Source organism: Faecalicatena orotica (assembly GCF_003149245.1).
Lineage (GTDB): Bacteria > Bacillota > Clostridia > Lachnospirales > Lachnospiraceae > Faecalicatena_A > Faecalicatena_A orotica.
This window is the reverse complement of record NZ_QGDL01000002.1, coordinates 150,084-172,564: the sequence shown is the minus strand read 5'-3', so window position 1 is coordinate 172,564 and position 22,481 is coordinate 150,084. Positions and strand designations below refer to the sequence as shown.

Below are 22,481 nucleotides of genomic sequence, written 5' to 3'. Positions count from 1 at the left end.
TTAACCTTTACTTCGCTGTCTCGGTGCTGCTGTCGCTCTGTTCCACCTGAACACAGTTGTCTGCCAGATATTTTCCAACCTTCTGCTGGCGGATTGCATTTTTCACAGTGTCTTCTCCGACCTGTTCTTTAAAATCCTCTACACTTTCATACTGTCCGTTTTCCGCATATTCGGCAATCTGTTCCTCATATTCCTTGTCAGACGGCTCCAGGTTCTTCTTCTCGGCAATCAATTCACAGGCCAGTTTTCTCTTTAATGCTGTCTCCGCAGCTTCTTTTGCCTGCTTGTCAAAATCTTCCTCGGTCATCTGCATGGCCTGCTCAACGAAGTCTTTAAATTCCATGCCATAGGCTGCTGCCATGTTCGTATAATATTCTTTGATGGAATTGATCTGCTCATCGAGGGCCCCGTCCGGGTATTTCTTCACTTCTACCTGGTCCGCAATCGCTTCCAGTGCATTGTTCTGCAGGGTGTTCTCCATGCTCTCTTTGTTATTATCTTCCAGCTGTTTTCTGATCTCTTTTTTATATTCTTCTACAGTCTTGGATGTTTCACTGTTTTTCTTTACCCAGTCATCTGTCAGTTCCGGAACGATTCCGTTTAAGGTAACCTTAAATACAGCTACTTTGTCAGCCATATCTGCATTCTGGTAATCTGCCGGGAACTTTACAGTGATATCAAACTCATCCCCTGATTTGTGTCCGACGATTTGTTCTTCAAATCCTTTATAGTCTCCATTCGCGCCGATAAAGCTGCCAGATCCGAGTTCGAGTACTGATCCCTTATCACTGCCGCCTTCAAACTCTGTTCCATCCACGCTTCCGACATAATCAATATTGACCCTGTCCCCGTTCTCAGCCGCCCTGTCCGTGATTCCGCCGTCTGCTGCGGATGTTCCCAGATTCGTCTGGATCACGCTTTCAACATTCTCATCCGTCACCTCGGCAGTCTCTACTTTCGCAACCTCAAGACCGTCATACTGCTTCACCGTTATATATTCATTTGAGAGCTGCTTGCTGCATCCTGCGAGAGACGCTGCCATCAGAACGCTCAATGTCAGTGCCAAAATTCTTTTCTTCATTCTTTCACCTCATGTTATCTTCACTTTATTCATGCAGTTTCCATTTCTGCATACTTTACCGTTGTACCATAAATACTAAACTCGTGAAATACCTCGTTAAGTATTTAGGTATATGTCTTACTAAGCGTGTAAGAACCACGCTAAGTGCGAGCATTATATCACATTTTACTCCTTATGGAAAGGGATTTCATAGACTTTTCACGTTTGGCCAAAATAAACGTCCAAAATAAACCATTTCTACAGTAGAGGAGACAGCAGTCTTGAGAACTGTTCCTTCACCCGGATGACAAGTCCTCTCTGGTCATATACCTTGCGTGTAACATGGGTACATTTTGTCATATCATTTTCAAAAGCCCTCTCAAGGCGCTGCACGGTTCTTTCGCTGTAAACCACCGCGTTCACTTCGAAATTCAGTCCAAAGCTGCGGATATCCATGTTTGCGGTTCCCACACATGCCACCATTCCGTCTACACTCAATGTCTTCGCATGTAAAAAACCGTTATTGTATACATAACACTTCGCCCCAGCCGCTACCATATCGCCGAGATAGGAATATGTTGCCCAGTAAACGAATGGATGGTCCGGCTTGCAGGGAACCATGATCCTCACGTCGATTCCTGAACGGCTTGCAATCTTCAGCGCATCCAGTATTGAATCATCCGGAATCAGGTACGGGGTCTGCAGATATACATGGTCCTTTGCACTATGAATCAGGCGAAGGTAATTATCGTGTATCGTCTTCGTCTGCGAGTCAGGGCCGCTTGAAATGATCTGGACCGGGTCATGCCCGTTTCTCACATAGTCGGGAATCTCAAACAAATGGTCCTGCACAAACAGGTTCTCTTTTGCCGCATAATTCCAGTCCAGAACAAAACGCACGGCCAGAGATGTAACCGCCGCCCCCTCTATGCACAGGTGTGTGTCTCTCCAGTAACCAAACTTTTTATCCAGCCCCAGATATTCCCTTCCCACATTAAAGCCGCCCACAAAACCAACACGTCCGTCAATGACAACGATTTTCCTGTGGTTGCGGTAATTTACACGAAGCTGCAGCTGCCCTAAAAGCGCAGGAAAGAACTCCGCAACCTGTACACCGCCTTTTTCAAGGCGTTCCCAGTCTTTATTATGCATGGTGCGGCATCCCATACTGTCGAACAGGACCCTGACCTCAACCCCCTCTTTTGCTTTCTGGATCAGCACAGGTTCAATTTCCCTCCACAGCTCGTCGTTGCGGATAATGTAATACTGCATATGGATGTAGCGTTTTGCCTGCTTCATCTCGTCAATCAGCGCACGGAACTTTTCTTTGCCATCCGTATAGATGCGCACATCATTGTTATCCGTTAAAACGGCTTCTCCCGCCTCCAGATTATAAAGGATCAGATCCTTAAATCTCGCCATCTCCGGATTCGCCAGCCTCAGCTTTTTCCGGTATATCGTCTCCTCCTGCCGCCTGACGGCATATTTTAACTCCCCTTCTATCTCCTTTGCCTTAAACATCCTGCTCTTGTGAAAATCCTGACCAATCACCAGATAGAGGAAGAATCCGAGAATCGGGATAAAGTAGAGCAGAAGGAGCCAGGTCCACACGGTCTGTGGATTCCGGCGCTGAAAGAAAATAATGATCAGAGAAAGAAAAATATTGATAATGAATAGATTGTCCATGACGAAATGATAAGATGTAACCAATCCATTCCATAATGTTTCTGCCATAAAATTAAAACTCCTTCTTTATCTGTATGTAACTTATATGATTATACTATTTTCTCAGGCGAAAAGTAACCCCAAATTATCAGCTTAAGGATGAAACTTGATTATATCTCCCAAAAAGGGTATCATATTATAAATTTGGAGTACAAAAATTACAGGAGGCAGTCATTTATGCAGCAGTGTTTAGAAACCGAGATCAAGAGAAGAGAAGCCGCTCTGGCAGAATATAATAGAACGGCAAATATCATCGGCATTTTCAAGGTAATCTGGATCGTGATGTGCGGCATCACGGTTTATCAGGTATGGACAAATCATTTCCCCCTTAAACTGCTTCTTTTGTTATGTGCTGAAATCATAGTTTTTATTTTATCCCACCTGTATCATATCAGGGAACTTGAGCGTGCCGGGCATGAAGCCGGGCTTATACGCATTGCGAAAAAGAATATCAGCCGGATTACGGGCGGCTGGTGTTCCTTCGAGGATACAGGCAAAGAATTTATCGATTATAACCATGACTATTCATCCGATCTGGACATTGTCGGAAGGAATTCTCTTTTCCAATACCTGAATAGTACGAACACTTATTATGGGAGGCAGCGGCTCGCCAGTGACCTGCTCTCCCCCGGATTTTCAAACGAGGAAATCCGGGAACGGCAGGAGGCTGTTTCGGAGCTTGGCAGCGACTATGCATGGACCAGCCAGATCGAATACCTGTCTTCTAAAATCGGCATCGATGCATCCTTTCCGGAACTCATTTCCGAACTACAGGGCCAGAAACATTTTATAGAAGGCATGCCCGTAAAATGGCTGGCCTCTTTGTCACGCATACTGACCATTACAGCCGTTCTCCTCTCCCTGCTGACCAGAGACACTCTTATTTCGGCTGCCGCAGGTGTAATGATGATCTTTCAGCTGCTTATATGGTCTGTTGGTTTCTCGAAAATCAACCGGTATCTCGGAATTATGCTGAAGCTTCCATATAAGATTGCACGTTATGATGATATGATTCAGGAGATTGCCGGATACAATTTTCATTCCGAAAAACTTAAACAGATTCAGGCCGTTGTGTCCTCCGCGCAGGAGGCGATCCACAGTCTCTCCAGAATATCCGGCAATATCAGCCAGTGTCAGAACGGGATCGTCAGGACCATACTGAATATTCTTTTCCTATGGGATTATAAAAATGCTTTTGACCTTGACCGCTGGAAACAGGAACACGGTGCTTCCACCGAATCATGGTTTGCCGCGTTAGGGGAACTGGAAAGTCTGATCAGCTTTTCCAATCTGCCGCGCTGCTTAAGTACTTCCTGTATCCCCGTAATATCTGCACATCCAAATATCCTCGAAGCCCGCGGCATGGGGCACCCGCTGCTCAATAATACGCAGAGGGTGTGCAATGACCTGAACCTCGATAACCACATCTTCATTATCTCCGGTTCCAACATGTCCGGGAAAACTACTTTCATGAGGACAGCAGGCATTAACATGATTTTGGCAAATGCGGGAAGCTGCGTGTGTGCACAGCAGATGACCTTTACCCCCATGAACGTCATCACCTCCATGCGTATTGCCGATGAACTGACGGAAGGAATCTCTACTTTTTATGCAGAACTAAAACGCATTAAGAAGATTATCGATGCGGCAAAGGCGGGCACATGCCAGTTATTCCTGATCGACGAGATTTTCCGGGGGACGAATTCCGCAGACAGGCTCAAGGGCGCCGAGGAAGTCATCAAGACGCTCTGTGCACTTGGAATCTCAGGCATGATTACCACACATGATCTGGAGGTCTGCAAACTCTCGGCATCCTTCCGGCGTATCGTGAATTACAGTTTTAACGAACATTATACTGACGGGGAAATCTGCTTTGATTATAAAATCAAAAACGGAGTTTCTAAAACTACCAATGCGGAATATCTGTTAAAGAAAGTAGGGATTCTGTGAGCCCGAAAGATATCAAACTGCTTGCACTTCCCTACAAACAATGGTACAATATTATTTGCATAATTGCGGAAAAAGAGTATTTTTAGGAGGGTTCGTCGTGAGTTTAGGATTAAAGATAATGCTCGTTGTACTGGTTGTTCTGATCATTGCATTAGTCGTACTATATTTCTTCGGCAAAAGAGCAGAGAAAAAACAGGCAGCACAGAAAGAACAGATGGAAGCAGCCGCACAGAATGTCAACATGCTCATCATTGATAAAGGTAAGATGAAGCTGAAAGAAGCCGGATTCCCAAGTGTAGTGGTCGAGAGTACCCCGAAGTATTTAAGACGTACCAAGGTGCCGGTCGTAAAAGCAAAAGTCGGTCCAAAGATCATGACCCTGATGTGTGATGCTGAGGTATTCCCATTGATCCCGGTAAAGAAGGAAGTAAAAGCAACAGTCAGCGGAATCTACATAACTGCTGTCAGAGGACTCCGTGGTCCGCTTGAAGCTCCGCCGAAAAAGAAGGGATTCTTTGCACGATTCAAAAAAGACAAATAATAAGACAAAACAGGAAAACAATAGCCGCAGTAATCTGACAAAAGTCAGAAGCTGCGGCTGTTTTTATTCAATGGACCTCAAAGGGGTCAGACCCCTTTGAATATATCTCCATTTTTATACTGCAGTCTGCCAGTGGTTCATGATTGATATCCAGCTCATAGTCAACACTGACACCAATGTTATCGTCTGTGACATTGACTTCCATATTCCTGGTATTCACTCCCACAAGCATCTGCCCGTAAGGGGTTTGATAGTAAGTGAGATTCTTCTTGTTTCTCTCGAATATCATATGGGCATTGGATATACCAGTTTTCATGATCTCAACACTGTCAGTCCCACTTATCTTTATTTTGTTTTTGATTGTACCAGGCATACCCTCCATCACTTCTTCGTAGATGACGTAGTGCTTGCCGTTTCTTAAATAGTAGCTGGCAGGGGTTACGACTTCTATCGGTTCGTTTTCCGCATCTGTCATCCCTGAAATAACATCCATGTGCATCCCTGATATGCTGACCAATACATCCTTTGTCATATGCTTCACCTAATATCCTGATCTGTTCATGAGTACAAATAGATCATCAATATTCCTCTATGTTCACTACATTTGTTTCTGATATATCAAACGGCATCACCGTGTTTGCAAAATTGCGGAACTTTTCCGCCGTATCGCTTACATAAAACTCGTACCGGCTGTACGGTTCCTTTGTGCCGTCGTTTACCATGTCCCGCTCTTCCAGAAGCTTCTTTAAATCCATCGCAGTTTCATAGGCAGGATTCACAATCTGGATCTTATCCCCCATATAGGCGCGGATCTTGGAGCGCAGAAGCGGGTAATGTGTACATCCTAAGATCATCGCATCGATATCTGTATTCTTCATGGATTCCAGATAGTGTTCAATGATTTCCTGCGTTACATGGTGCTCCTTGAACCCCTCTTCCACCAGAGGCACGAATAAGGGGCACGCTTTTTCTATTACGGTAACGTCAGGGTTCATCCCGTGGATGATCTTTGTATACATTCCGCTCTGGACCGTGGCGTCTGTGCCGACGACCCCTACCTTCTGGTTGTGGGTTGCCTCGACTGCCGCACGTGCTCCCGGAATGACAACGCCCATAATCGGCACGTCGAATTCGTCCCGGACGGCCTCCAGCGCAAGCGCACTGGCGGTATTACAGGCGATAACGATGGCTTTCACCTGCTTTTTCTTCAGAAAACGGATGATCTGTTCTGAGAAACGGATGATCGTCTTCTGGGACTTACTGCCGTATGGAACGCGGGCAGTATCCCCGAAATACACGATATTCTCATTGGGCAGCTGCCTCGTCATCTCACGTACTACTGTAAGCCCGCCGACGCCTGAATCGAATACACCGATGGGCGCCGTCTTTTTACATTCCATACTCAATGCGCTCGTCTCCTAGATTGCTAATATTTTTGCGATATCATACTGATGTGCAGGAATCTGTTTCTTCATGGACAGAGCTTCCTCCATATCATAATCTACAAACTTACCGTTCTTGTATCCTACAACACGGTTTGTCTTTCCTGCACAGAGAAGCTCTACTGCCATTGCCCCCATTGTGGATGCATATACTCTGTCCTTGCAGGTCGGGCTTCCTCCGCGCTGCATGTGTCCCAGAATCGTTGCCCTTGTCTCAATTCCTGTTGCTTCCTCGATTCTCTTTGCCATGTTGATAGAGTCGCCGACACCCTCGGCATTGATGATGATATAGTTCTTCTTGCCGCGCTTCTTGTTCGCCATGATATCAGCAATCAGGGCATCCTCATCATAATCCTTTTCTTCCGGCATCAGGATTCTTTCCGCACCGTTTGCAATACCGCACCACAGTGCCAGATAACCTGCGTCACGTCCCATAACCTCGATGATACTGCATCTTTCATGAGATGTAGACGTATCACGTACTTTATCAATCGCTTCCATTGCAGTATTCACAGCCGTGTCAAACCCGATTGTATAGTCTGTACAGGCAATATCCAGATCAATCGTTCCCGGAAGGCCGATTGTATTGACTCCCAGATGTGACAGCTTCTGGGCACCGGCGAAAGAACCGTCTCCACCGATTACGACAAGTCCGTCGATTCCATATTTCTTACAGATAGCAGCGGCTTTCTGCTGTCCCTCTTCTGTACGCATTGCCTGGCAGCGTGCTGTCTGAAGGATGGTACCTCCGCGCTGAATTGTATCAGATACATCACGGGCGGATAAATCTATAATTTCCTCTTTCAGAAGACCATGATATCCTCTTCTGATTCCACGAACCTTCAATCCCTTGGAAAGAGCCGTTCTCGTAACGGCACGGATAGCCGCATTCATTCCAGGGGCATCTCCACCACTGGTCAGAACTCCGATTGTGCGAATCTGATCTTCAATCTCGTCCAGGATAAGTTCCTTTTTTGCTTTTGTTTCTGCCATGTTCATATCCACCTTTCTTAAAAAATACCTACCTAATCATAAAGTTCACACTCAAGCACTCTGCTTTTGTCTGTCGTGGATCGATGTGCAATACAACTGCACATTACAGTTTGCTTAAATTTTAACACTTCGGGTATTATTCTAACCTATTTATATATGGTTTTCAATAGGTTTTTCTACCACTTTTACCCGCTTTTCACCGTAATGGTTCATTAATCTGCCTAATATCTGCGAATTGATACTGATATTCCGGTTCCTCGGAAGCCGTTTTACTGCCCGCTCTTCCTGACAGTACACTACCACCTCATCGTCGCCTTCAGAGTCAGCCAGATATCCATACATGATCTGCTCACCCTCCTGAAATTGCGCCTTATTCGGAAATTGTATCCAGAGTTCCCTCTTTGTCTGCTCAAACGGGATAATCTTCTCACAGATCAGCTTACTTGGTTTTTCATCCTCTTCGGAAACTCTTCCCTTCACAAATACCTTATTATCTACCTCCAGCAGAACACGGTTTTTCTCGAAATCTCTCGGAAATACTACAACTTCCACGGTACCGAGCAGGTCCTCGACCGTCAGGAAGGCCATCATCTGGTTCGTCCTCGTATGCTTCACCGTCTTATCCGTAATCATACCGCCGATGATCTCCCGCGCCCCGTCATGAACCTTCGTCTTTCCGGTCTCCTCATCGGGCTGGAAATCCGCCGTCGTCGCAGAGATAGACTTCCTCCACTTCTCCTCGTACTCTTCCAGCGGGTGTCCGCTGATATAGATTCCGAGTACTTCCTTCTCAAAGGCCAGGAGGTTTTCCTTAGAATACTCTCCCACATCTGGAAGCTTGATTTCAAACTCACTCTTCTGCTCGTCATCTACCAGGTCGAAAAGTGTCATCTGCCCTGTCATAGCATATTTCTTTTCCTGGTTGACATGGTCCACAATCTGAATATAAATACTCATAAACTGTTTTCTTGTGCCGCCCAGACTGTCCAGCGCCCCAGATTTAGTAAAGTTCTCAATAATACGCTTGTTCAGGACTTCTTTTACAGAAAGCCTGCTGATAAAATCTTCCAGATTCTTAAACGCTCCGAACTCATCCCTGTCTGCGACAATCGCTTCTATGACCGGCTTCCCGACACCCTTAATGGCTGCAAGGCCATAACGGATATTACCCTCGTCCACTGAAAAATTCGCCACACCACGGTTAATATCCGGCGGCAGGATCTTAATGTCCATCTGGCGGCAGGCATAGATATATTCTGCCACTTTCGGAGGGTTTTCAATCACGGATGTCATAAGTGCGGCCATAAATTCAACCGGATAGTAATATTTCAAAAACGCAGTCTGGTAGGCAACTACCGCATATGCCGCCGCATGGGACTTGTTAAATGCATACTTTGCAAAATCGATCATTTCATCGTAGATTTTGTTCGCCGTTTTTTCGTCAATGCCGTTCGCGATACAGCCCGGAACACCATTTTCAGGATCTCCGTGCACAAATATCTGCCGCTCCTTCTGCATGACATCGCCCTTTTTCTTGGACATGGCACGTCGCAGCAGGTCACTCCGTCCCAGCGTATATCCCGCCAGATCACGCACGATCTGCATAACCTGTTCCTGATACACGATACAGCCGTAGGTTGGTGCCAGAATCGGCTCCAGCTGCGGGCAGTCATACGTGATTGAACCTGCGTCATTCTTCCCGCGGATATACTGCGGGATGAAATCCATCGGCCCCGGACGGTACAGTGAGATACCGGCTATGATATCCTCAAGGCTGTGGGGCTTCAGTTCCTTCATGAAGCTCTTCATCCCGGCACTTTCTATCTGGAAAATTCCTTCTGTCTTCCCCGTCCCGATGTAATCCAGCACATCCTTATCGTTATAATCAATCTTATCCATATCCAGATCCGGGCATTTGTCCTTCGCCATCAGTACGGCATTCTGGATTACCGTCAGCGTACGCAGCCCAAGGAAGTCCATCTTCAATAGTCCCAGTTCTTCCAGGGTCGTCATCGTAAACTGTGTCGTAATGGAACCGTCCTGTGCCCGGGACAGCGGCACATATTCATCGACCGATTTCTGGCTGATCACGACTCCGGCCGCGTGCATGGAGCTGTGCCTGGGCAGTCCCTCCAGACGTCTGGACATATCGATCAGGTACTTCACCTGTTCATCCGTCTCATAAGTCTTACGCAGCTCCGGGTTCATTTTCAGTGCTTTATCAATCGTGATGTTCAGTTCTGTCGGGATCATTTTCGCAATTGTGTCTACAAACGCATACGGCAGGTCCATGACACGCCCTACATCCCGGATGACGCCCCGGGCAGCCAGCGTACCGAATGTAACAATCTGTACCACCCGGTCCTTACCGTATTTGCGTACCACATAGTCTATGACTTCCTGTCGTCTTTCATAACAGAAATCCACGTCAATATCGGGCATGGATACACGTTCCGGGTTCAGGAATCGCTCAAACAGCAGCTGGTAGCGGATCGGGTCGATGTTCGTGATTTCCAGACAGTAGGAAACAATACTTCCGGCGGCTGACCCACGCCCCGGTCCTACCGCAATCCCATTGTCCTTCGCATACTTAATGAAATCCCATACGATCAGGAAATAATCCACATATCCCATGTTCTTTATGACGTTAAGCTCGTATTTCAGGCGTTCTTTCAGTTCATCCGACGGATTACCATAATGCTTGTCCAGACCTTCAAAACAGAGCTTGTTCAGGTATTCCCATGATGTCAGGCCGTCCGGCACATCATACTTCGGCAGCTTTGTCACGCCGAACTCAATATCCACCTCGCAGCGGTCCGCGATACGCTGCGTATTATCCAGCGCCTGAAGCGCATATGGGAACAAACGTGCCATCTCCTCAGGGGACTTCACATAGTACTGCCCGCCCTCGTAGCGCATCCGGTTCTCATCTTCCAGTTTTTTCCCAGTCTGGATGCAGAGCAGGATGTCGTGTGGTTTCTCATCCTCCGCATAGGTATAATGCACGTCATTCGTCGCCACCAGGTCGATGTCCAGCTCCTGGGACATCTTGAGAAGCTGCTGGTTGACCAGAGCCTGGTCCGGGATTCCGTGGTCCTGAAGCTCCAGAAAATAATTTCCTTTTCCGAAGATCTCCTGATACTCCAGCGCGGAATTCTTCGCCTCTTCATAAAGTCCCTTCGTGAGATACCTCTGCACCTCTCCTGCAAGGCAGGCACTCAAAGCAATGATCCCCTCACTGTACTCCTTAAGAAGCGCCTTGTCGACACGTGGTTTGTAATAGTACCCCTCCACAAAACCTTTTGAAACAATCTTCATCAGGTTGGCATACCCTGTATTATTCTCCGCGAGCAGGACCAGATGGTAGTAGCGGTCCTCGCCCCCGGTAATCTCCCTGTCAAACCGGGAGTTCGGCGCAACGTACACCTCACAGCCGAGTATTGGCTTGATCCCCTGGCTCTTTGCTTCACGGTAAAAATCAATTACACCGTACATAACACCGTGGTCGGTGATCGCGGCGCTGTTCATCCCCAGTTCTTTTACTCTCGCCACATATTCTTTTATCTTGTTTGAACCATCCAGAAGGCTATATTCTGTATGGACATGTAAATGCGCAAATTCCATTGTTCACCTCTGCTGCCGCCGTCTGCCGCGGCGGGAGTCTTACCGTGCACGCCCGAAAGGTGTGAACAGTAACTATCTATAATGATAAAAAGGGCGGTCCCCTCAGAGACTGCCCTTATATGCTTCTTTTACCTATGTGCAACCTGATCTTATTGTCCGCCGTTGATCATGAAACCAATCAGTTTGTCTGTATCTTCTTTTTCATATGCGATGATCTCCAGCTCCGGGATCTCGCCGTTAGAGAAGATGTTTGCCATAGAAACATACTGAGAAAGCTTTGACTTCAGGTTCAGTCTGTCTCCTTCACCTGTCACTAATTCTACTCTTCCTTTACAAGCGTCAACTACCTTGAAAAATGCCTCTATGTCTGTAATATTCTGTACTTTCATTTTACTCAGTCTCCTTTCAATCTACTACGTCTTACTCCCCTATTATATCTTATTTCAAGGGGATTGCAAGAATTTTTAACGAATTCGGATGGTTTTTTCCAGAATTTCAATCTTGCCGGCTTTCAGCAGACGCCCTACCGCACGCTTGAATGCAGCCTTGCTCATGCCAAATTCTTCTTTGATCCGCTCCGGGTCCGCTTTGTCTGTAAACGGAAGTTCTCCGTCGTAGCTTTTCATCACGTTCATGATATACTGTGCGTCCTTGTCCATCTGCTCCGGGATCTTGCCGCGGATACTTAAGTCCAGCTTTCCGTCTTCCTTCACCGCACTCACGCGCGCCTCAACCACGCTTCCCACCTTCAGGCTGCCATACACTTCCTTCTTTGGGATCAGCGCAGAGTACTGGCTGTCAACTGCTACGAATACGCCGAATTCATCGCTGGTATCGTAAATAATCCCACTTACTTTGTCATCCTTTTTATAAGGGGAATCTGTTGAAAGCATGTGATATACTTTCATCGTCGCGCAAAGGCGGCTGCTCTTGTCAATATAAAGAGAAACAAGGCACTTGTCCCCTTTCTGCACTTTCGCGGTCTGTTCCTTGAACGGCAGGAACAGATCCTTCTCCAGCCCCCAGTCAAGAAACGCCCCCAGTTTTCCTACATCCACAACATCCAGAACCGCCAGCTGTCCGAGCATAATCTTCGGCTCATGTGTTGTCGCAATCATCCTGTCGTCTGAATCCCTGTATAAAAAGACCTCTATCGGGTCACCTGCCTCAATGTCTTCCGGCACCTGTTTTTTCGGGAGCAGGACACGCTCTTCGTCACTCCCCAGATATACTCCGAAATCTACTTTTTTTACAACAGTTAATATCTGCTTTTCACCTAACTTCATTCATAAATCTCCTTTTTGTTACCGCTTAGTCCGATACTCTGTAAGTATAACGTGAATCCGGGGAATTAGCAATTATTTTCCACGGATTTATTGACTATTCCGGTCCTGAATATATAATGAAGTTATATCTGTTGCAATTTTTAAGCATTTTATTCGAAAGGTGGTATTCTTTATGAAAAAAAACATCGAAGTTCCCACAACCAGATACCACAGACTCCTGACTATTCTGTCCCGGATTATACTGATCGGAACGTTTGTATATCTCATCATCAGATGGGGGCAGTTCCCGGACCGGATACCGGCACACTTCAACGGTGCCGGCGAAATCGACCGCTGGGGCGGCAAATATGAACTTCTATTCTGCCCTGTCGCGTCTGTCTTACTGTATCTTTTTATCGGTGCTTTAGAACAGCATCCCGAAGTATGGAATACCGGGGTGACGATCACATCCGAAAACAAGTACCGGATTTACGCCCTCCTGAAAAATATGATTGTCACATTAAGATTCGTTATAGTGCTTACTTTTTCATTCATTACGATAAACAGTTCCTTCGCCAGGCCGCTGCCCGTCTGGTTTACAGCCGTATCACTGCTTATGGTGTTTGGTCCGATGGCGTATTTTATGATCCAGATTATCCGCAGAAGGTAGCCCCTATTTTTCTTTTACCTGAAATCTGCAGTAGATTCTGCTGCCTGCAAAAACTGCAGTCGCACTGAGAATAAGGTAAAATAAAGGTGCGGACTGCCATACGCCGTAATATTTTCCGAATGCGGATATCATCATGTCCCCGAATGCATCCGGCAGTCTCATCATGTTTACGGGAACATATGCCCATATCTGGGCTAATATTTTATGCTGTGCAGGTATATTGAAGAATGACGTAAATATCAGTATCCCCACCATGACCGCCATCGGCACCGTGTTGTTCCTGCATTTCTCAGCAAGAAACATAACAAAGGCACTCTGCAGAACCGCCGCCGCAATCCATAATCCAAGCAGGACCAGCAGCATTTCCCCCATGTTTAAATCCCATGAAAGGAAGGGGTAAAACACCTGTACCTGTGTACGGATTCCTTCTGTCCCATAACACGCCGCTGCCGGTATTAGTATACAGAGAAACAAGGCTATTGTTGTTATGACTGAAAATGAAATCCCAGTAAATATCTTCGCCCCGAACAATACATTTTTCCCGTATTTTGTACACAGTGAAATCTGTGCCGTTTTCCTGTTGTGTTCTTCCGAAAAAATCAACGGTATACATATGGCAATGAACAGTGTCTGCATGATAGCGATGATATCCGCGAGATTGATGATATTCTTATAGCCCGCCGCATAATGATAGGTGAAAGGCGTTTTAAGTTTCTCATTTTTCTTCCTCAGCTCTTTGATTTCCCCCTCGGATAAATGTCCGGCCTCCCAGCGGTTCTCAAGTACCTGGTCTCTGATCCCGTAAATATCCTCTTTGAAATCAAAAATTCTGTCTTCCTGATAATTTATGGCTCCATTCGACCCGATTGATATGGCGAAAACCCTCATATCGTCCGGGACGTCACGGTCTGCTGACTGGTCCCTGCTGTCCAGTTCCTTCATCATGCTGCCGTCAATCATTTTCCCGTTAAAATCTTTCGCCGTGTTGCGGTCATTTTCCTGTATCTCAGCGTATGTGTATGTTGTTCCTCCGCTGGATACTGACATACTGAAGAAAGGGTATAATACAGCGTACACGGCACCTGCACACAGGATCGCCAGTGTAATCCAGACCATCTTTTTCTTCAGCAGTTTCTTATATTCATATCCTGTCAGTCCCCAAAAATGCCTCATCTCCATCCTCCTCAAATTGTTCCAGATAAAAGTCTTCCAGTTTCTCCCCGATGGCGTCCTCTGTTCCGTTAAAGATTAACCGTCCTTCTTTCATGATCAGTATCCTGTCGGCGATTTCTTCCACGTCTGATACAATATGGGTCGAAAGCAGGACGATGTTTTCTTTTCCCAGATCCGCAATCAGATTGCGGAAACGTACCCGTTCCTTCGGGTCAAGGCCGGCGGTCGGCTCGTCTAAAACGAGCAGCTTCGGACGGTTCAGCAGTGCCTGGGCGATGCCGAGGCGCTGTTTCATGCCGCCGGAATATGTCTTGATTTTTTTCTTCCCCATTCCTTCCAGCCCCGTCAGCACCAGAACTTCTCTGCACCTGTTCCGGGCTGACGGCCTGTTCAGCCCTTTTAAAAGGGACATATACATGAGGAAATCCAGTCCGGTAAAGTCGGGATAGTACCCGAAATCCTGCGGCAGATATCCCAGGGCCGACCTGTATTCCTCGCAGGATACGGGCATCCCCTGAAAGGATACCATCCCGTCTGTCGGTTTTAACACCCCGCATATCATACGCATCAGCGTCGTTTTTCCCGCCCCGTTTGCCCCCAGCAGGCCATATACGCCTGCCGACAGGGTCATGGACACCCGGTCCACGGCGATTTTATTTGAATATTGCTTTGTAAGCCTGTCGATTACTAATTCCATACATACTCCTCCGATTGTCTCATGAATTTGATGCATTCTCTTCCTGTCAGCAGCACTGCTGCCAGAAACAGAACCAGCATACCTGCCGTGCCCAGGTAATCATAAAGCACAAACCGTTCCATGACCCCGTTTATGACATTTGCCCCGCTGACAATGGCCGAGACTCCGAGACAGACATAAATACTTTCTTTTCCATGTATTTTCCTGACAATCCATAAATTTAAAAATGCGGTTACCAGATAAGGGAACATGATCGTGATCCCGTTCAAAATGATTCCTGTCCGGTTACCAGCCTCCACTGCCAGTATGCACGCCAGCAGCACAATAAGGTTGCTGATCCCCATAATAAAGATCTTTGCAGTAACTACTGTTTTCAGGCAGTATCTTGCCGAAAGTTCCAGTTCGTCCATGCCGTACTGCATGGAACGGCCGCTTTCGGATACTGCCGCAAGTGCCAGAAACGGTACAAATGATGCCGCAGCCCAGACGGCTTTCCCATCTGCATACCGGACACTTAAAAGGGTCAGTGCGAACACAGATGCCCCAAGCAGCCAGTTCCAGATACTGATGTAGGGAACCTGATATCCCAGAAATCCAAGAAACGAAATTCCTGACATTTCCGGGCTTCTCTGTGCCTTCTGCTCCAATTCCTGAAGGAAAGCATCCTTTCCCACAGGGTCCGGAGTCTGATATATTTGTTTCAGTTCTTCCCTGAATCTCCTGTCCATAATGATTCCTCCTTTCACAGCCGTTTAATAAAACTCTCCCATAATTGATTTTAATTTTTTCAGACAATTCTGCGTTTTCCTGCGCACGGAAAAACGGGAAATATTCAGAATCTTGCTGATATCATTCACAGAAACTTCATTTACATAACGCAGGAAAATGAGCTCCTGTTCCTCCTGCTCCAGTTTCTCAAGCGCACGCTGCAGGTCAATCCTAACCTCCGTGTTTTGACTCCCGCAGTCATATAATGCCGCATCTTCTGTAAGCTCTGCCATTTTTCTCAAACGGCAGTAGTCGATGCACTTATTCCTTGCAATCGTATAAAGAAACGGCAGGCGCCTGCCTGTTTCCTTATAATTGCAGTCCTCCAGAAAGCGAAGAAACGTTTCCTGCGTTATGTCTTCTGCAGTCTGACGATGCCGAAGCTTCATATAACAATACCGGTAAACCTTGTCGTAATCCTCCTCCAGACCTGTATACACGCGGGAAATCCTCCTTTCTGCTAATTGTAGGAATTGTGCGGGAGTTGCGTGGGGGTCAGACCCTTTTGCAAAGGGGTCTGACCCCTACGGCAATTCCCAAACTATTCATACAATACGATTAACGTTTCACAACCGGCAAATGTGCGGGTTAATAAGCTAAAAAGCAGCAAAACCTTTCCGGGTTTTTTATCCCCTTCAGGTTATGCTGCTGGTTTTTTTCTCACTATTTGAATTCTATCACTGCATAGAGCTTTCCGTCTGCGTCACAAAGTTCCACGACTGTCCGGTCCGCTTCATATGCCGTTTTCGGGTAAATGACATCTCCAAGGACGGCTGACTTCTTATACTCAACACGGAGCTGGTGCAGTTTCATATCCTCCGGCAGTATCTCCAGCGCCATCTGGACGTACTGGCAGTTATTCACGTGTTCGTTTGTATCAATATGATATTTGCGGACTGGAAATGAGGGCAGGCTTTCGCTTGTCTCCGGCAGTTTAATCTTCCGTCCTTCATATTCCATATCAAGCGGCGGCTCCATTCCGTAAGGCACGATATCCTCTTCCCCCGGTTTTGCCGGACGTCCCTTCTCAGTATCCATAAACACCCAGACAGAGTTGGCATAGGCGATTCTGTTTCCGGCTTCATCCTTCATGATGAAATTACGGTCACCATACAGGCCTTTGAATCCGGTAGCAAATGTCCCTACCGTGATCTGTTCCCCCATCTTCGGGAAACGCTCTACGATCACCTGCCAATAGGAAAGAATCCATGCCTTTTTCCTCTCCTTCAATACTCCAAGCCCCAGACCAATGTCCTCTGACTGGAAGGTACTGCAGTCCTGAAAATAATTGATGAGTCCGGGAAGGGTCAGTGTCCCGCGGTGGTCTATTTCACTGTATCTTACTCTGCTGTCAAATGAATACATATCTTTCTCCTTCTTTCCTGTTCATCAGTCTTCGTTTTTCCCAGACACAAAAGTGTGCTCCATTGTAATTACGCAACGATACCGGTAGTCCGTCTCCCTAAGCCTTGCAGCAAGTTTTTCATGGAGTTCTCTTTTCTGGCTGTCGCTGTAGGTAATCGGAACAACCATGTCAAAGATCAGATTGATCTGCTCCTGCCCTTCAACCAGCCTGAAATCATGGATGGTGCAGTTCGCGTCCAGTCCGTTCAGCGCTCCCTCCACCTGCCTGCGGATTTTCAGTACCTCTTCGTCCTGCGTCTCAATCGGGTCCATATGTACAACGAGGAATATCCCCAGCTGGTCGATTGCATCTCTTTCTATCCGGTCTATGATCTCATGTGATATCTCGATATTCACATTATTCGGAACTTCCGCATGGATGGACGCCATGCTCCGGTTAGGTCCATAATTATGTACGATCAGGTCGTGCGTACCTTCAATCCCTTCATACTTTTCAACAAACCTCTTAATTTTTGTATAAAGGTCCGGGTCTACCGCCTCACCGATTAAAGGCTCCAGTGTATCCTTCGCGATACCGACGCCTGCCCACATCACGACAAGGGCGACTCCGACTCCGACAAATCCATCGATGTTGATTCCTGTCAGCGCAAAAAATACGACAGAAACAATTGTTGCCCCTGTTGTGATAACATCTCCCATAGAATCAGTAAAGACAGCCATCATCACTTTGGAATCTATTTTCTGCCCCAATTTCCTGTTGAAAACGCCCAGCCACAGTTTCACACCGATCGAAAGCAGCAGGATAATTACAGATACGAGTTGGAAATTCAGCATCTCCGGCGTCCGTATTTTTGACAATGAATCTTTTAAAAAGGTAAAACCAACTTCCAGCACAAGAAATGCCACTACAAGTGCTGCTATGTACTCCACCCTGCCATGCCCGAACGGGTGGTCCTCATCAGCCGGTTTTCCGGCCATTTTCACACCAATAAAACTGATTACCGAGGAGCCCGCGTCCGACAGGTTGTTGAATGCATCCGCCGTGACGGCAACACTGTGCAGGGCAAGCCCGATGACAAATTTAACTACAAATAAAAAAACATTACAAAAGATGCCCACGATACTGGATAATACACCATAAGCTGTACGCACGGACACCTTTTCCACATTCTCATAATCTTTTACAAAACGTTTTACTAAAAACTCAGTCATTTTCCCCTCCGTATGGTTACCGGAGTCCTATTTTAAGCTCTCCAGAAAATACCATTTTATCTTAAAGTCCGATTGTGCCGTCACCTGCGAATACTCATCCTCTGTCAGCACATTCTTCAGTTCTTCTTTTCCTTCATCCGGTACGACCGCATTTGCCGCATCTAAAAAACAAAGGTTCGGATACAGGACACACCACCAGTTATGCCCTTTGGCAGCGCCGATTTCTATTCGCAGAGCCTCATAATTACCTGCCGGAAAAGTCACGTCCCCATATGTCTTATCTGGGAAATAGCAGGTCGTCACCGCCGCACTTACCGTGTAGTCCTTCCCTTCATTTTCAATTGTCAGAGCCGCAATGTGCTCCAGATCATCCGTATGCCTGCGCATCCATTCCTTCGTTTCATCCACATCAAGGCCTTCGGGCACCGCATCCTTCAAATACGCAAGCACCTGTTCCTTGACCTCCATCTTAAGCGCCTGATCCTCATCACTGTCGCTGTTCGCCAGAATGTGGAACCGCAGCACCTCCGAGGCAAGATGCTCCTGCGTCTCCGCCCGGGCCGTCAGCTGCATGCGCCATGTAATAAATCCCATAATCAATGTTGCCACTATAACCGCAAGGATTAAAATAATCCTGTTTGCGCGTCTGTCTATATAATAAGTTCTGTCCATATGTAACTCCCTCCGTCTAATTGATATCTGATTGATATAGGAAGTATTAACAGAACTCATACAATTATACATTGATATAAACATATTTTAGCGGAGAATTTCAAAGGGGTCTGACCCCTTTGCGCTCCGTTTTCAGAATATTCTCATTTTTTATTCGTTTTTGTTCCTCAGGATGTCGATTACTGCCTCTACCTGGTTCTCGATGTGCTGGCTTGTGATGTCGGCTGCGCGGTCACTGTCCCCCTGTTCGATTGCACATATCATGTCCTGATGTTCTGCCAGAAGCTTTGAGTGGCATTCTTTTTGTTTCAGATATTCGACGCGGTAGCGGTACATCTGCTCACGCAGGTTATTCAGCAGCTGGATTAGTCTCTCATTGTCCGTTGCGAGATATATGATGTCATGAAATGCCACATCGGCCTCGGCAATCCGCGTAATGTCCTCACTGTCCAATACTCCTTCGAAATCTTTGGCCGCCTGCTTCAGGTTCTCGATTCCTTCTTTATCAATCCGGTCACAGGCGAGGCGGATCGCCAGTTCTTCCAACGCCCCCCTGACCTCCAGAACATCTCTTAAGTTCTTTTCCGTAATCTCCGCGACTTCGGCCCCTTTCCTCGGGATCATCAGGACGAGGCCTTCCAGCTCCAGCTTGCGGATTGCCTCACGGATTGGTGTCCGGCTCACCCCCAGCTTGTTGGCAAGCTGAATCTCCATCAGACGTTCTCCGGGCTTAAGTTCTCCCCGCAGGATAGCCTGTCTCAGCGTATTGAAAACAACATCCCGAAGCGGGAGGTATTCATTGATATTTACTTCGAATTTAGGCTCCATATTCGTTCCTCCTTGCACCATGTATGTTCGTCACATACACCTGCTTTGCCAGTGCTTTTTCTCTAATCTTATCCTGTGCTTTCCTTGCCTGCGCCTTGTTCTCAAACAACCCGAAAACGGTCGGTCCGCTCCCGCTCATCATCGCATTCAGGGCACCCTGTGCCTTCATTTCGTTCTTGATCTCTTCGATGACCGGGTACATGGGGATCGTCACATCCTCCAGAACATTCCCCATCGCTGCCGCCACTTCATGCAGGCTGCCCTTCTCCAGACCGGAAATCAGGGCATCGATGTCCGGATGCTCCACAATCTCTTTTGAATCCAGCGCTTCATAGACCACTTTTGTAGAAACACTGATTGCGGGCTTCGCAACAAGAACGGTGCATTTCGGCATCGCAGGCAGAACGGTTAGTTCCTCCCCGATTCCTTCCGCCAGTACGGTCCCGCGCATGATGCAGTACGGTACATCCGCCCCCAGCTTCACGCCTCTCTCCATCAGTTCCTTCTGGGACAGGCCAAGCCCGAACATCTTATTCATCCCGAACAGTACCGCTGCCGCATTGGAGCTTCCCCCGGCCATACCGGCTGCCACCGGGATATGCTTATCCAGAGTAATGACAACACCTTCGTTTATCTGGAATTCCTCAATCAACATTTTAGCTGCCTTGTATGCAATATTATTCTCATCCGTAGGAAGAAAATACAGGTTCGTACTCACTTCAACACCCGGGTTCTTCGTCCGCTCAATTTTCACATCATCATACAGGTAAATGGACTGCATCACCATACGCACATCATGGTAACCATTCTCCCTTCTCCCGAGAACATCCAGTCCCAGATTGATCTTCGCAAGTGCCTTTAATTCTATCCTCTTCCGGGTTCCTCTAAGCGCCTGCCCATCAGAAGGCTGTGCGGGCTGTACCGCACGGTCAGGTATCCGTTTCATCCTTCGTCCTCCTTTGTATCTTGTATACATTATACCTACAGTATACTCATATTTTCCCCAAAAATCAATTATTTATCTGCTTAGTTTACAGCCTGTTAGTTAATTTTTTTCGTTCATTCATCACGATTCCTTCATATGTTGCGGATATTGAGGGATGAAGTTTCAAATTTTGCAGTTGAATAAAGAGCTAGACGGGGATATGAAAGACCATTCAGTTATTAAGAAATTCTTAATAACAGCCGCAGAATTGATTGTGGAACGTGCAGATGCTGAAAAAGCACATATGGGGCTGACTACATGGGAAGCCGCTCCAGAAGGAAAAATTGTAAAAGCAGATGTCACTATTGCAAAAAATTATTTAAATGATAAAGAAATATCCTATATGGAAAGAATCGTGTCCTTATACCTCGATTATGTGGAGCTTCAGGCAGAACGTCAGATTCCCATGAGTATGGAGGATTGGGCCAAAAGGTTGGATGGATTTTTGGAATTCAACGGTAATGAGATACTGACAGATGCTGGCAAGATAAGTGCAGAGCAGGCAAAACTCCACGCAGAAACCGAATTTGAAAGGTATCGCATTGTACAGGACAGAATGTTTATGTCTGATTATGATAAGTTTTTGCTAGTGTTCCATCCAGTGAGTAATTATACTTTTGCTATGCATGATTCGTGCCAGTGCTAGGCAAAATTCCGACGGCGATGGGGTGCCATCGTCTAGGAATTTTAACGACGCAATGGCACGGAGCAGGCACAGCAGAAGTATAATTACTTGCCGGATGTAACACTAGAGTCAAATTGTAAATGAAACATAGCGGGAGAGGGCGTTCCCCCCTCCCGGCATCCCCCGTCACAGCGGCTCAATTTTCCGGAAAGATTTCCCTGATTTTTTCTTCTATTATATCAGCCATCTGCCTGTGCCCCTTTTCCGTATAATGAATACCGTCTGTGTCGTTGATCTCGATCCGCCCATCCGGATTCAGGTAATGTATCTCGTACTTTCCCGCAATTTCTTCATAGTAGTGGGCCAGCATCCTGCTTTTCTCCTCCGCACCAGCCAGCATTTGGTCCAGATCCGGATTGTTTACACTGTGGATGGGGACAGGGGTGACAAGCAGAATCTCCGGTGCCTTTAAATCGATTCCTGCGTCAGATTTTATGATGGTCCGTATCAGATTTTCCATAGACACCGATACATCAAATGCCGATACCGAAAAACGTATCTTTAAATCATTCGTTCCCAGCATGACAATGACAAGGTCCAGCGGTTTGTGGCTGTCCAGACAGGGAAGCAGGTATTTCTTCCCGTTTTTATATTCTTCTACCGGGTCATCCCACACAGTCGTCCTGCCGCCCAAGCCTTCTTCTATGACGTAATAATCTTCGCCTAATTTCTTTTGCAGGACTCCTGTCCATCTTACGTCTCTTGGATATCGCGTCAGTAAATCTGATTTCAGTCCATATGTATTGGAATCTCCGAAACATAATATTGTTCTCATGCTACTCCTCTTTCTTTTACATATTCTAAAAATAAACCCTCGGCCAGCTTC

21 protein-coding genes and 1 pseudogene are annotated in these 22,481 nt (G+C 46.7%); 4 read left to right on the top strand and 18 right to left on the bottom strand.

Annotation, left to right across the window (positions count from 1 at the left end):
* Positions 1-7: 7 nt before the first annotated feature.
* Both tig and cls read right to left on the bottom strand, forming a co-directional pair.
* Entirely contained in the window at positions 8-1,081 is a 1,074-nt protein-coding gene (tig, locus tag A8806_RS04640; protein ID WP_109730017.1) for a trigger factor, read from the bottom strand.
* 237 nt (positions 1,082-1,318) lie between these two features.
* Positions 1,319-2,794: a cardiolipin synthase gene (cls, locus tag A8806_RS04635; RefSeq protein WP_109730016.1), complete on the bottom strand. Its 1,476-nt coding sequence runs from the start codon at positions 2,792-2,794 to the stop codon at positions 1,319-1,321.
* A 168-nt stretch (positions 2,795-2,962) separates the two neighbouring features.
* On the opposite strand from cls, the gene A8806_RS04630 reads away from it, so the two are divergent.
* A complete protein-coding gene (locus A8806_RS04630) occupies positions 2,963-4,735 on the top strand; it encodes a MutS-related protein (RefSeq protein ID WP_181368585.1) in 1,773 nt (590 codons plus the stop codon).
* A 118-nt stretch (positions 4,736-4,853) separates the two neighbouring features.
* Entirely contained in the window at positions 4,854-5,276 is a 423-nt protein-coding gene (locus A8806_RS04625; RefSeq protein ID WP_416388169.1) for a hypothetical protein, read from the top strand.
* Between the two features lie 67 nt (positions 5,277-5,343).
* Here A8806_RS04625 and A8806_RS04620 read toward each other — a convergent pair whose 3' ends face one another.
* The 6 genes from A8806_RS04620 to A8806_RS04595 all read right to left on the bottom strand — a co-directional run bounded on the left by A8806_RS04620 (position 5,344) and on the right by A8806_RS04595 (position 12,621).
* Positions 5,344-5,808 carry a YwiB family protein gene (locus A8806_RS04620; protein WP_109730013.1) on the bottom strand — a complete coding sequence of 155 codons (465 nt, stop codon included), beginning with the start codon at positions 5,806-5,808 and terminating at the stop codon, positions 5,344-5,346.
* A gap of 46 nt (positions 5,809-5,854) precedes the next feature.
* Positions 5,855-6,676, bottom strand: coding sequence for a glutamate racemase (murI, locus tag A8806_RS04615; RefSeq protein ID WP_181368584.1), 822 nt, complete (start codon positions 6,674-6,676; stop codon positions 5,855-5,857).
* 18 nt (positions 6,677-6,694) lie between these two features.
* Complete coding sequence (gene pfkA, locus A8806_RS04610) at positions 6,695-7,711, bottom strand: 6-phosphofructokinase (RefSeq protein WP_109730011.1); 1,017 nt, start codon at positions 7,709-7,711, stop codon at positions 6,695-6,697.
* Positions 7,712-7,861: 150 nt separating this feature from the next.
* Entirely contained in the window at positions 7,862-11,335 is a 3,474-nt protein-coding gene (locus tag A8806_RS04605) for a DNA polymerase III subunit alpha (protein WP_109730010.1), read from the bottom strand.
* 149 nt (positions 11,336-11,484) lie between these two features.
* Positions 11,485-11,724: a polya polymerase gene (locus A8806_RS04600; RefSeq protein ID WP_109730009.1), complete on the bottom strand. Its 240-nt coding sequence runs from the start codon at positions 11,722-11,724 to the stop codon at positions 11,485-11,487.
* 75 nt (positions 11,725-11,799) lie between these two features.
* Positions 11,800-12,621: a CvfB family protein gene (locus tag A8806_RS04595; RefSeq protein ID WP_109730008.1), complete on the bottom strand. Its 822-nt coding sequence runs from the start codon at positions 12,619-12,621 to the stop codon at positions 11,800-11,802.
* A gap of 172 nt (positions 12,622-12,793) precedes the next feature.
* Between A8806_RS04595 and A8806_RS04590 the strand changes: the two genes are divergently transcribed.
* Complete coding sequence (locus tag A8806_RS04590; RefSeq protein ID WP_109730007.1) at positions 12,794-13,270, top strand: DUF1648 domain-containing protein; 477 nt, start codon at positions 12,794-12,796, stop codon at positions 13,268-13,270.
* A gap of 3 nt (positions 13,271-13,273) precedes the next feature.
* On the opposite strand, the gene A8806_RS04585 is transcribed toward A8806_RS04590, so the two are convergent.
* From A8806_RS04585 to ispE, 9 genes are all read right to left on the bottom strand, one after another.
* The gene (locus A8806_RS04585) at positions 13,274-14,443 is read right to left on the bottom strand and encodes an ABC transporter permease subunit (RefSeq protein WP_181368583.1); all 1,170 of its coding nucleotides are present in this window, start codon (positions 14,441-14,443) and stop codon (positions 13,274-13,276) included.
* Entirely contained in the window at positions 14,412-15,140 is a 729-nt protein-coding gene (locus tag A8806_RS04580; RefSeq protein ID WP_109730005.1) for an ABC transporter ATP-binding protein, read from the bottom strand. Before A8806_RS04580 ends, A8806_RS04585 begins: the two co-directional genes overlap by 32 nt.
* Positions 15,131-15,868 carry a hypothetical protein gene (locus A8806_RS04575; protein WP_109730004.1) on the bottom strand — a complete coding sequence of 246 codons (738 nt, stop codon included), beginning with the start codon at positions 15,866-15,868 and terminating at the stop codon, positions 15,131-15,133. Before A8806_RS04575 ends, A8806_RS04580 begins: the two co-directional genes overlap by 10 nt.
* A gap of 24 nt (positions 15,869-15,892) precedes the next feature.
* Complete coding sequence (locus tag A8806_RS04570) at positions 15,893-16,348, bottom strand: RNA polymerase sigma factor (protein WP_109730003.1); 456 nt, start codon at positions 16,346-16,348, stop codon at positions 15,893-15,895.
* 223 nt (positions 16,349-16,571) lie between these two features.
* Entirely contained in the window at positions 16,572-17,273 is a 702-nt protein-coding gene (locus A8806_RS04565; protein ID WP_109730002.1) for an acyl-[acyl-carrier-protein] thioesterase, read from the bottom strand.
* Between the two features lie 24 nt (positions 17,274-17,297).
* On the bottom strand, positions 17,298-18,485 hold the full coding sequence (locus A8806_RS04560) for a cation diffusion facilitator family transporter (RefSeq protein WP_109730001.1): 1,188 nt from the start codon (positions 18,483-18,485) through the stop codon (positions 17,298-17,300).
* 27 nt (positions 18,486-18,512) lie between these two features.
* Positions 18,513-19,157 carry a stage II sporulation protein R gene (gene spoIIR, locus A8806_RS04555; protein WP_242995949.1) on the bottom strand — a complete coding sequence of 215 codons (645 nt, stop codon included), beginning with the start codon at positions 19,155-19,157 and terminating at the stop codon, positions 18,513-18,515.
* A 150-nt stretch (positions 19,158-19,307) separates the two neighbouring features.
* Positions 19,308-19,985, bottom strand: a complete 678-nt coding sequence (locus A8806_RS04550) for a GntR family transcriptional regulator (RefSeq protein ID WP_109730000.1) — start codon at positions 19,983-19,985, stop codon at positions 19,308-19,310.
* A complete protein-coding gene (gene ispE / locus A8806_RS04545) occupies positions 19,975-20,931 on the bottom strand; it encodes a 4-(cytidine 5'-diphospho)-2-C-methyl-D-erythritol kinase (RefSeq protein WP_242995948.1) in 957 nt (318 codons plus the stop codon). Before ispE ends, A8806_RS04550 begins: the two co-directional genes overlap by 11 nt.
* Before the next feature lie 235 nt (positions 20,932-21,166).
* On the opposite strand from ispE, the pseudogene rhuM reads away from it, so the two are divergent.
* Positions 21,167-21,616 (top strand): annotated as a pseudogene (gene rhuM / locus A8806_RS04540) (RhuM family protein); the annotation flags it as partial.
* Positions 21,617-21,791: 175 nt separating this feature from the next.
* On the opposite strand, the gene A8806_RS04535 reads toward rhuM, so the two are convergent.
* Complete coding sequence (locus tag A8806_RS04535; RefSeq protein WP_109729998.1) at positions 21,792-22,430, bottom strand: SGNH/GDSL hydrolase family protein; 639 nt, start codon at positions 22,428-22,430, stop codon at positions 21,792-21,794.
* Positions 22,431-22,481 lie beyond the last annotated feature (51 nt).

Coding starts and splice junctions, on each gene's coding strand:
- tig (WP_109730017.1), bottom strand. CDS start 1,081: ATGAAGAAAAGAATTTTGGCACTGACATTGAGCGTTCTGATGGCAGCG.
- cls (WP_109730016.1), bottom strand. CDS start 2,794: ATGGCAGAAACATTATGGAATGGATTGGTTACATCTTATCATTTCGTC.
- A8806_RS04630 (WP_181368585.1), top strand. CDS start 2,963: ATGCAGCAGTGTTTAGAAACCGAGATCAAGAGAAGAGAAGCCGCTCTG.
- A8806_RS04625 (WP_416388169.1), top strand. CDS start 4,854: ATGCTCGTTGTACTGGTTGTTCTGATCATTGCATTAGTCGTACTATAT.
- A8806_RS04620 (WP_109730013.1), bottom strand. CDS start 5,808: ATGACAAAGGATGTATTGGTCAGCATATCAGGGATGCACATGGATGTT.
- murI (WP_181368584.1), bottom strand. CDS start 6,676: ATGGAATGTAAAAAGACGGCGCCCATCGGTGTATTCGATTCAGGCGTC.
- pfkA (WP_109730011.1), bottom strand. CDS start 7,711: ATGGCAGAAACAAAAGCAAAAAAGGAACTTATCCTGGACGAGATTGAA.
- A8806_RS04605 (WP_109730010.1), bottom strand. CDS start 11,335: ATGGAATTTGCGCATTTACATGTCCATACAGAATATAGCCTTCTGGAT.
- A8806_RS04600 (WP_109730009.1), bottom strand. CDS start 11,724: ATGAAAGTACAGAATATTACAGACATAGAGGCATTTTTCAAGGTAGTT.
- A8806_RS04595 (WP_109730008.1), bottom strand. CDS start 12,621: ATGAAGTTAGGTGAAAAGCAGATATTAACTGTTGTAAAAAAAGTAGAT.
- A8806_RS04590 (WP_109730007.1), top strand. CDS start 12,794: ATGAAAAAAAACATCGAAGTTCCCACAACCAGATACCACAGACTCCTG.
- A8806_RS04585 (WP_181368583.1), bottom strand. CDS start 14,443: ATGAGGCATTTTTGGGGACTGACAGGATATGAATATAAGAAACTGCTG.
- A8806_RS04580 (WP_109730005.1), bottom strand. CDS start 15,140: ATGGAATTAGTAATCGACAGGCTTACAAAGCAATATTCAAATAAAATC.
- A8806_RS04575 (WP_109730004.1), bottom strand. CDS start 15,868: ATGGACAGGAGATTCAGGGAAGAACTGAAACAAATATATCAGACTCCG.
- A8806_RS04565 (WP_109730002.1), bottom strand. CDS start 17,273: ATGTATTCATTTGACAGCAGAGTAAGATACAGTGAAATAGACCACCGC.
- A8806_RS04560 (WP_109730001.1), bottom strand. CDS start 18,485: ATGACTGAGTTTTTAGTAAAACGTTTTGTAAAAGATTATGAGAATGTG.
- spoIIR (WP_242995949.1), bottom strand. CDS start 19,157: ATGGACAGAACTTATTATATAGACAGACGCGCAAACAGGATTATTTTA.
- A8806_RS04550 (WP_109730000.1), bottom strand. CDS start 19,985: ATGGAGCCTAAATTCGAAGTAAATATCAATGAATACCTCCCGCTTCGG.
- ispE (WP_242995948.1), bottom strand. CDS start 20,931: ATGAAACGGATACCTGACCGTGCGGTACAGCCCGCACAGCCTTCTGAT.
- A8806_RS04535 (WP_109729998.1), bottom strand. CDS start 22,430: ATGAGAACAATATTATGTTTCGGAGATTCCAATACATATGGACTGAAA.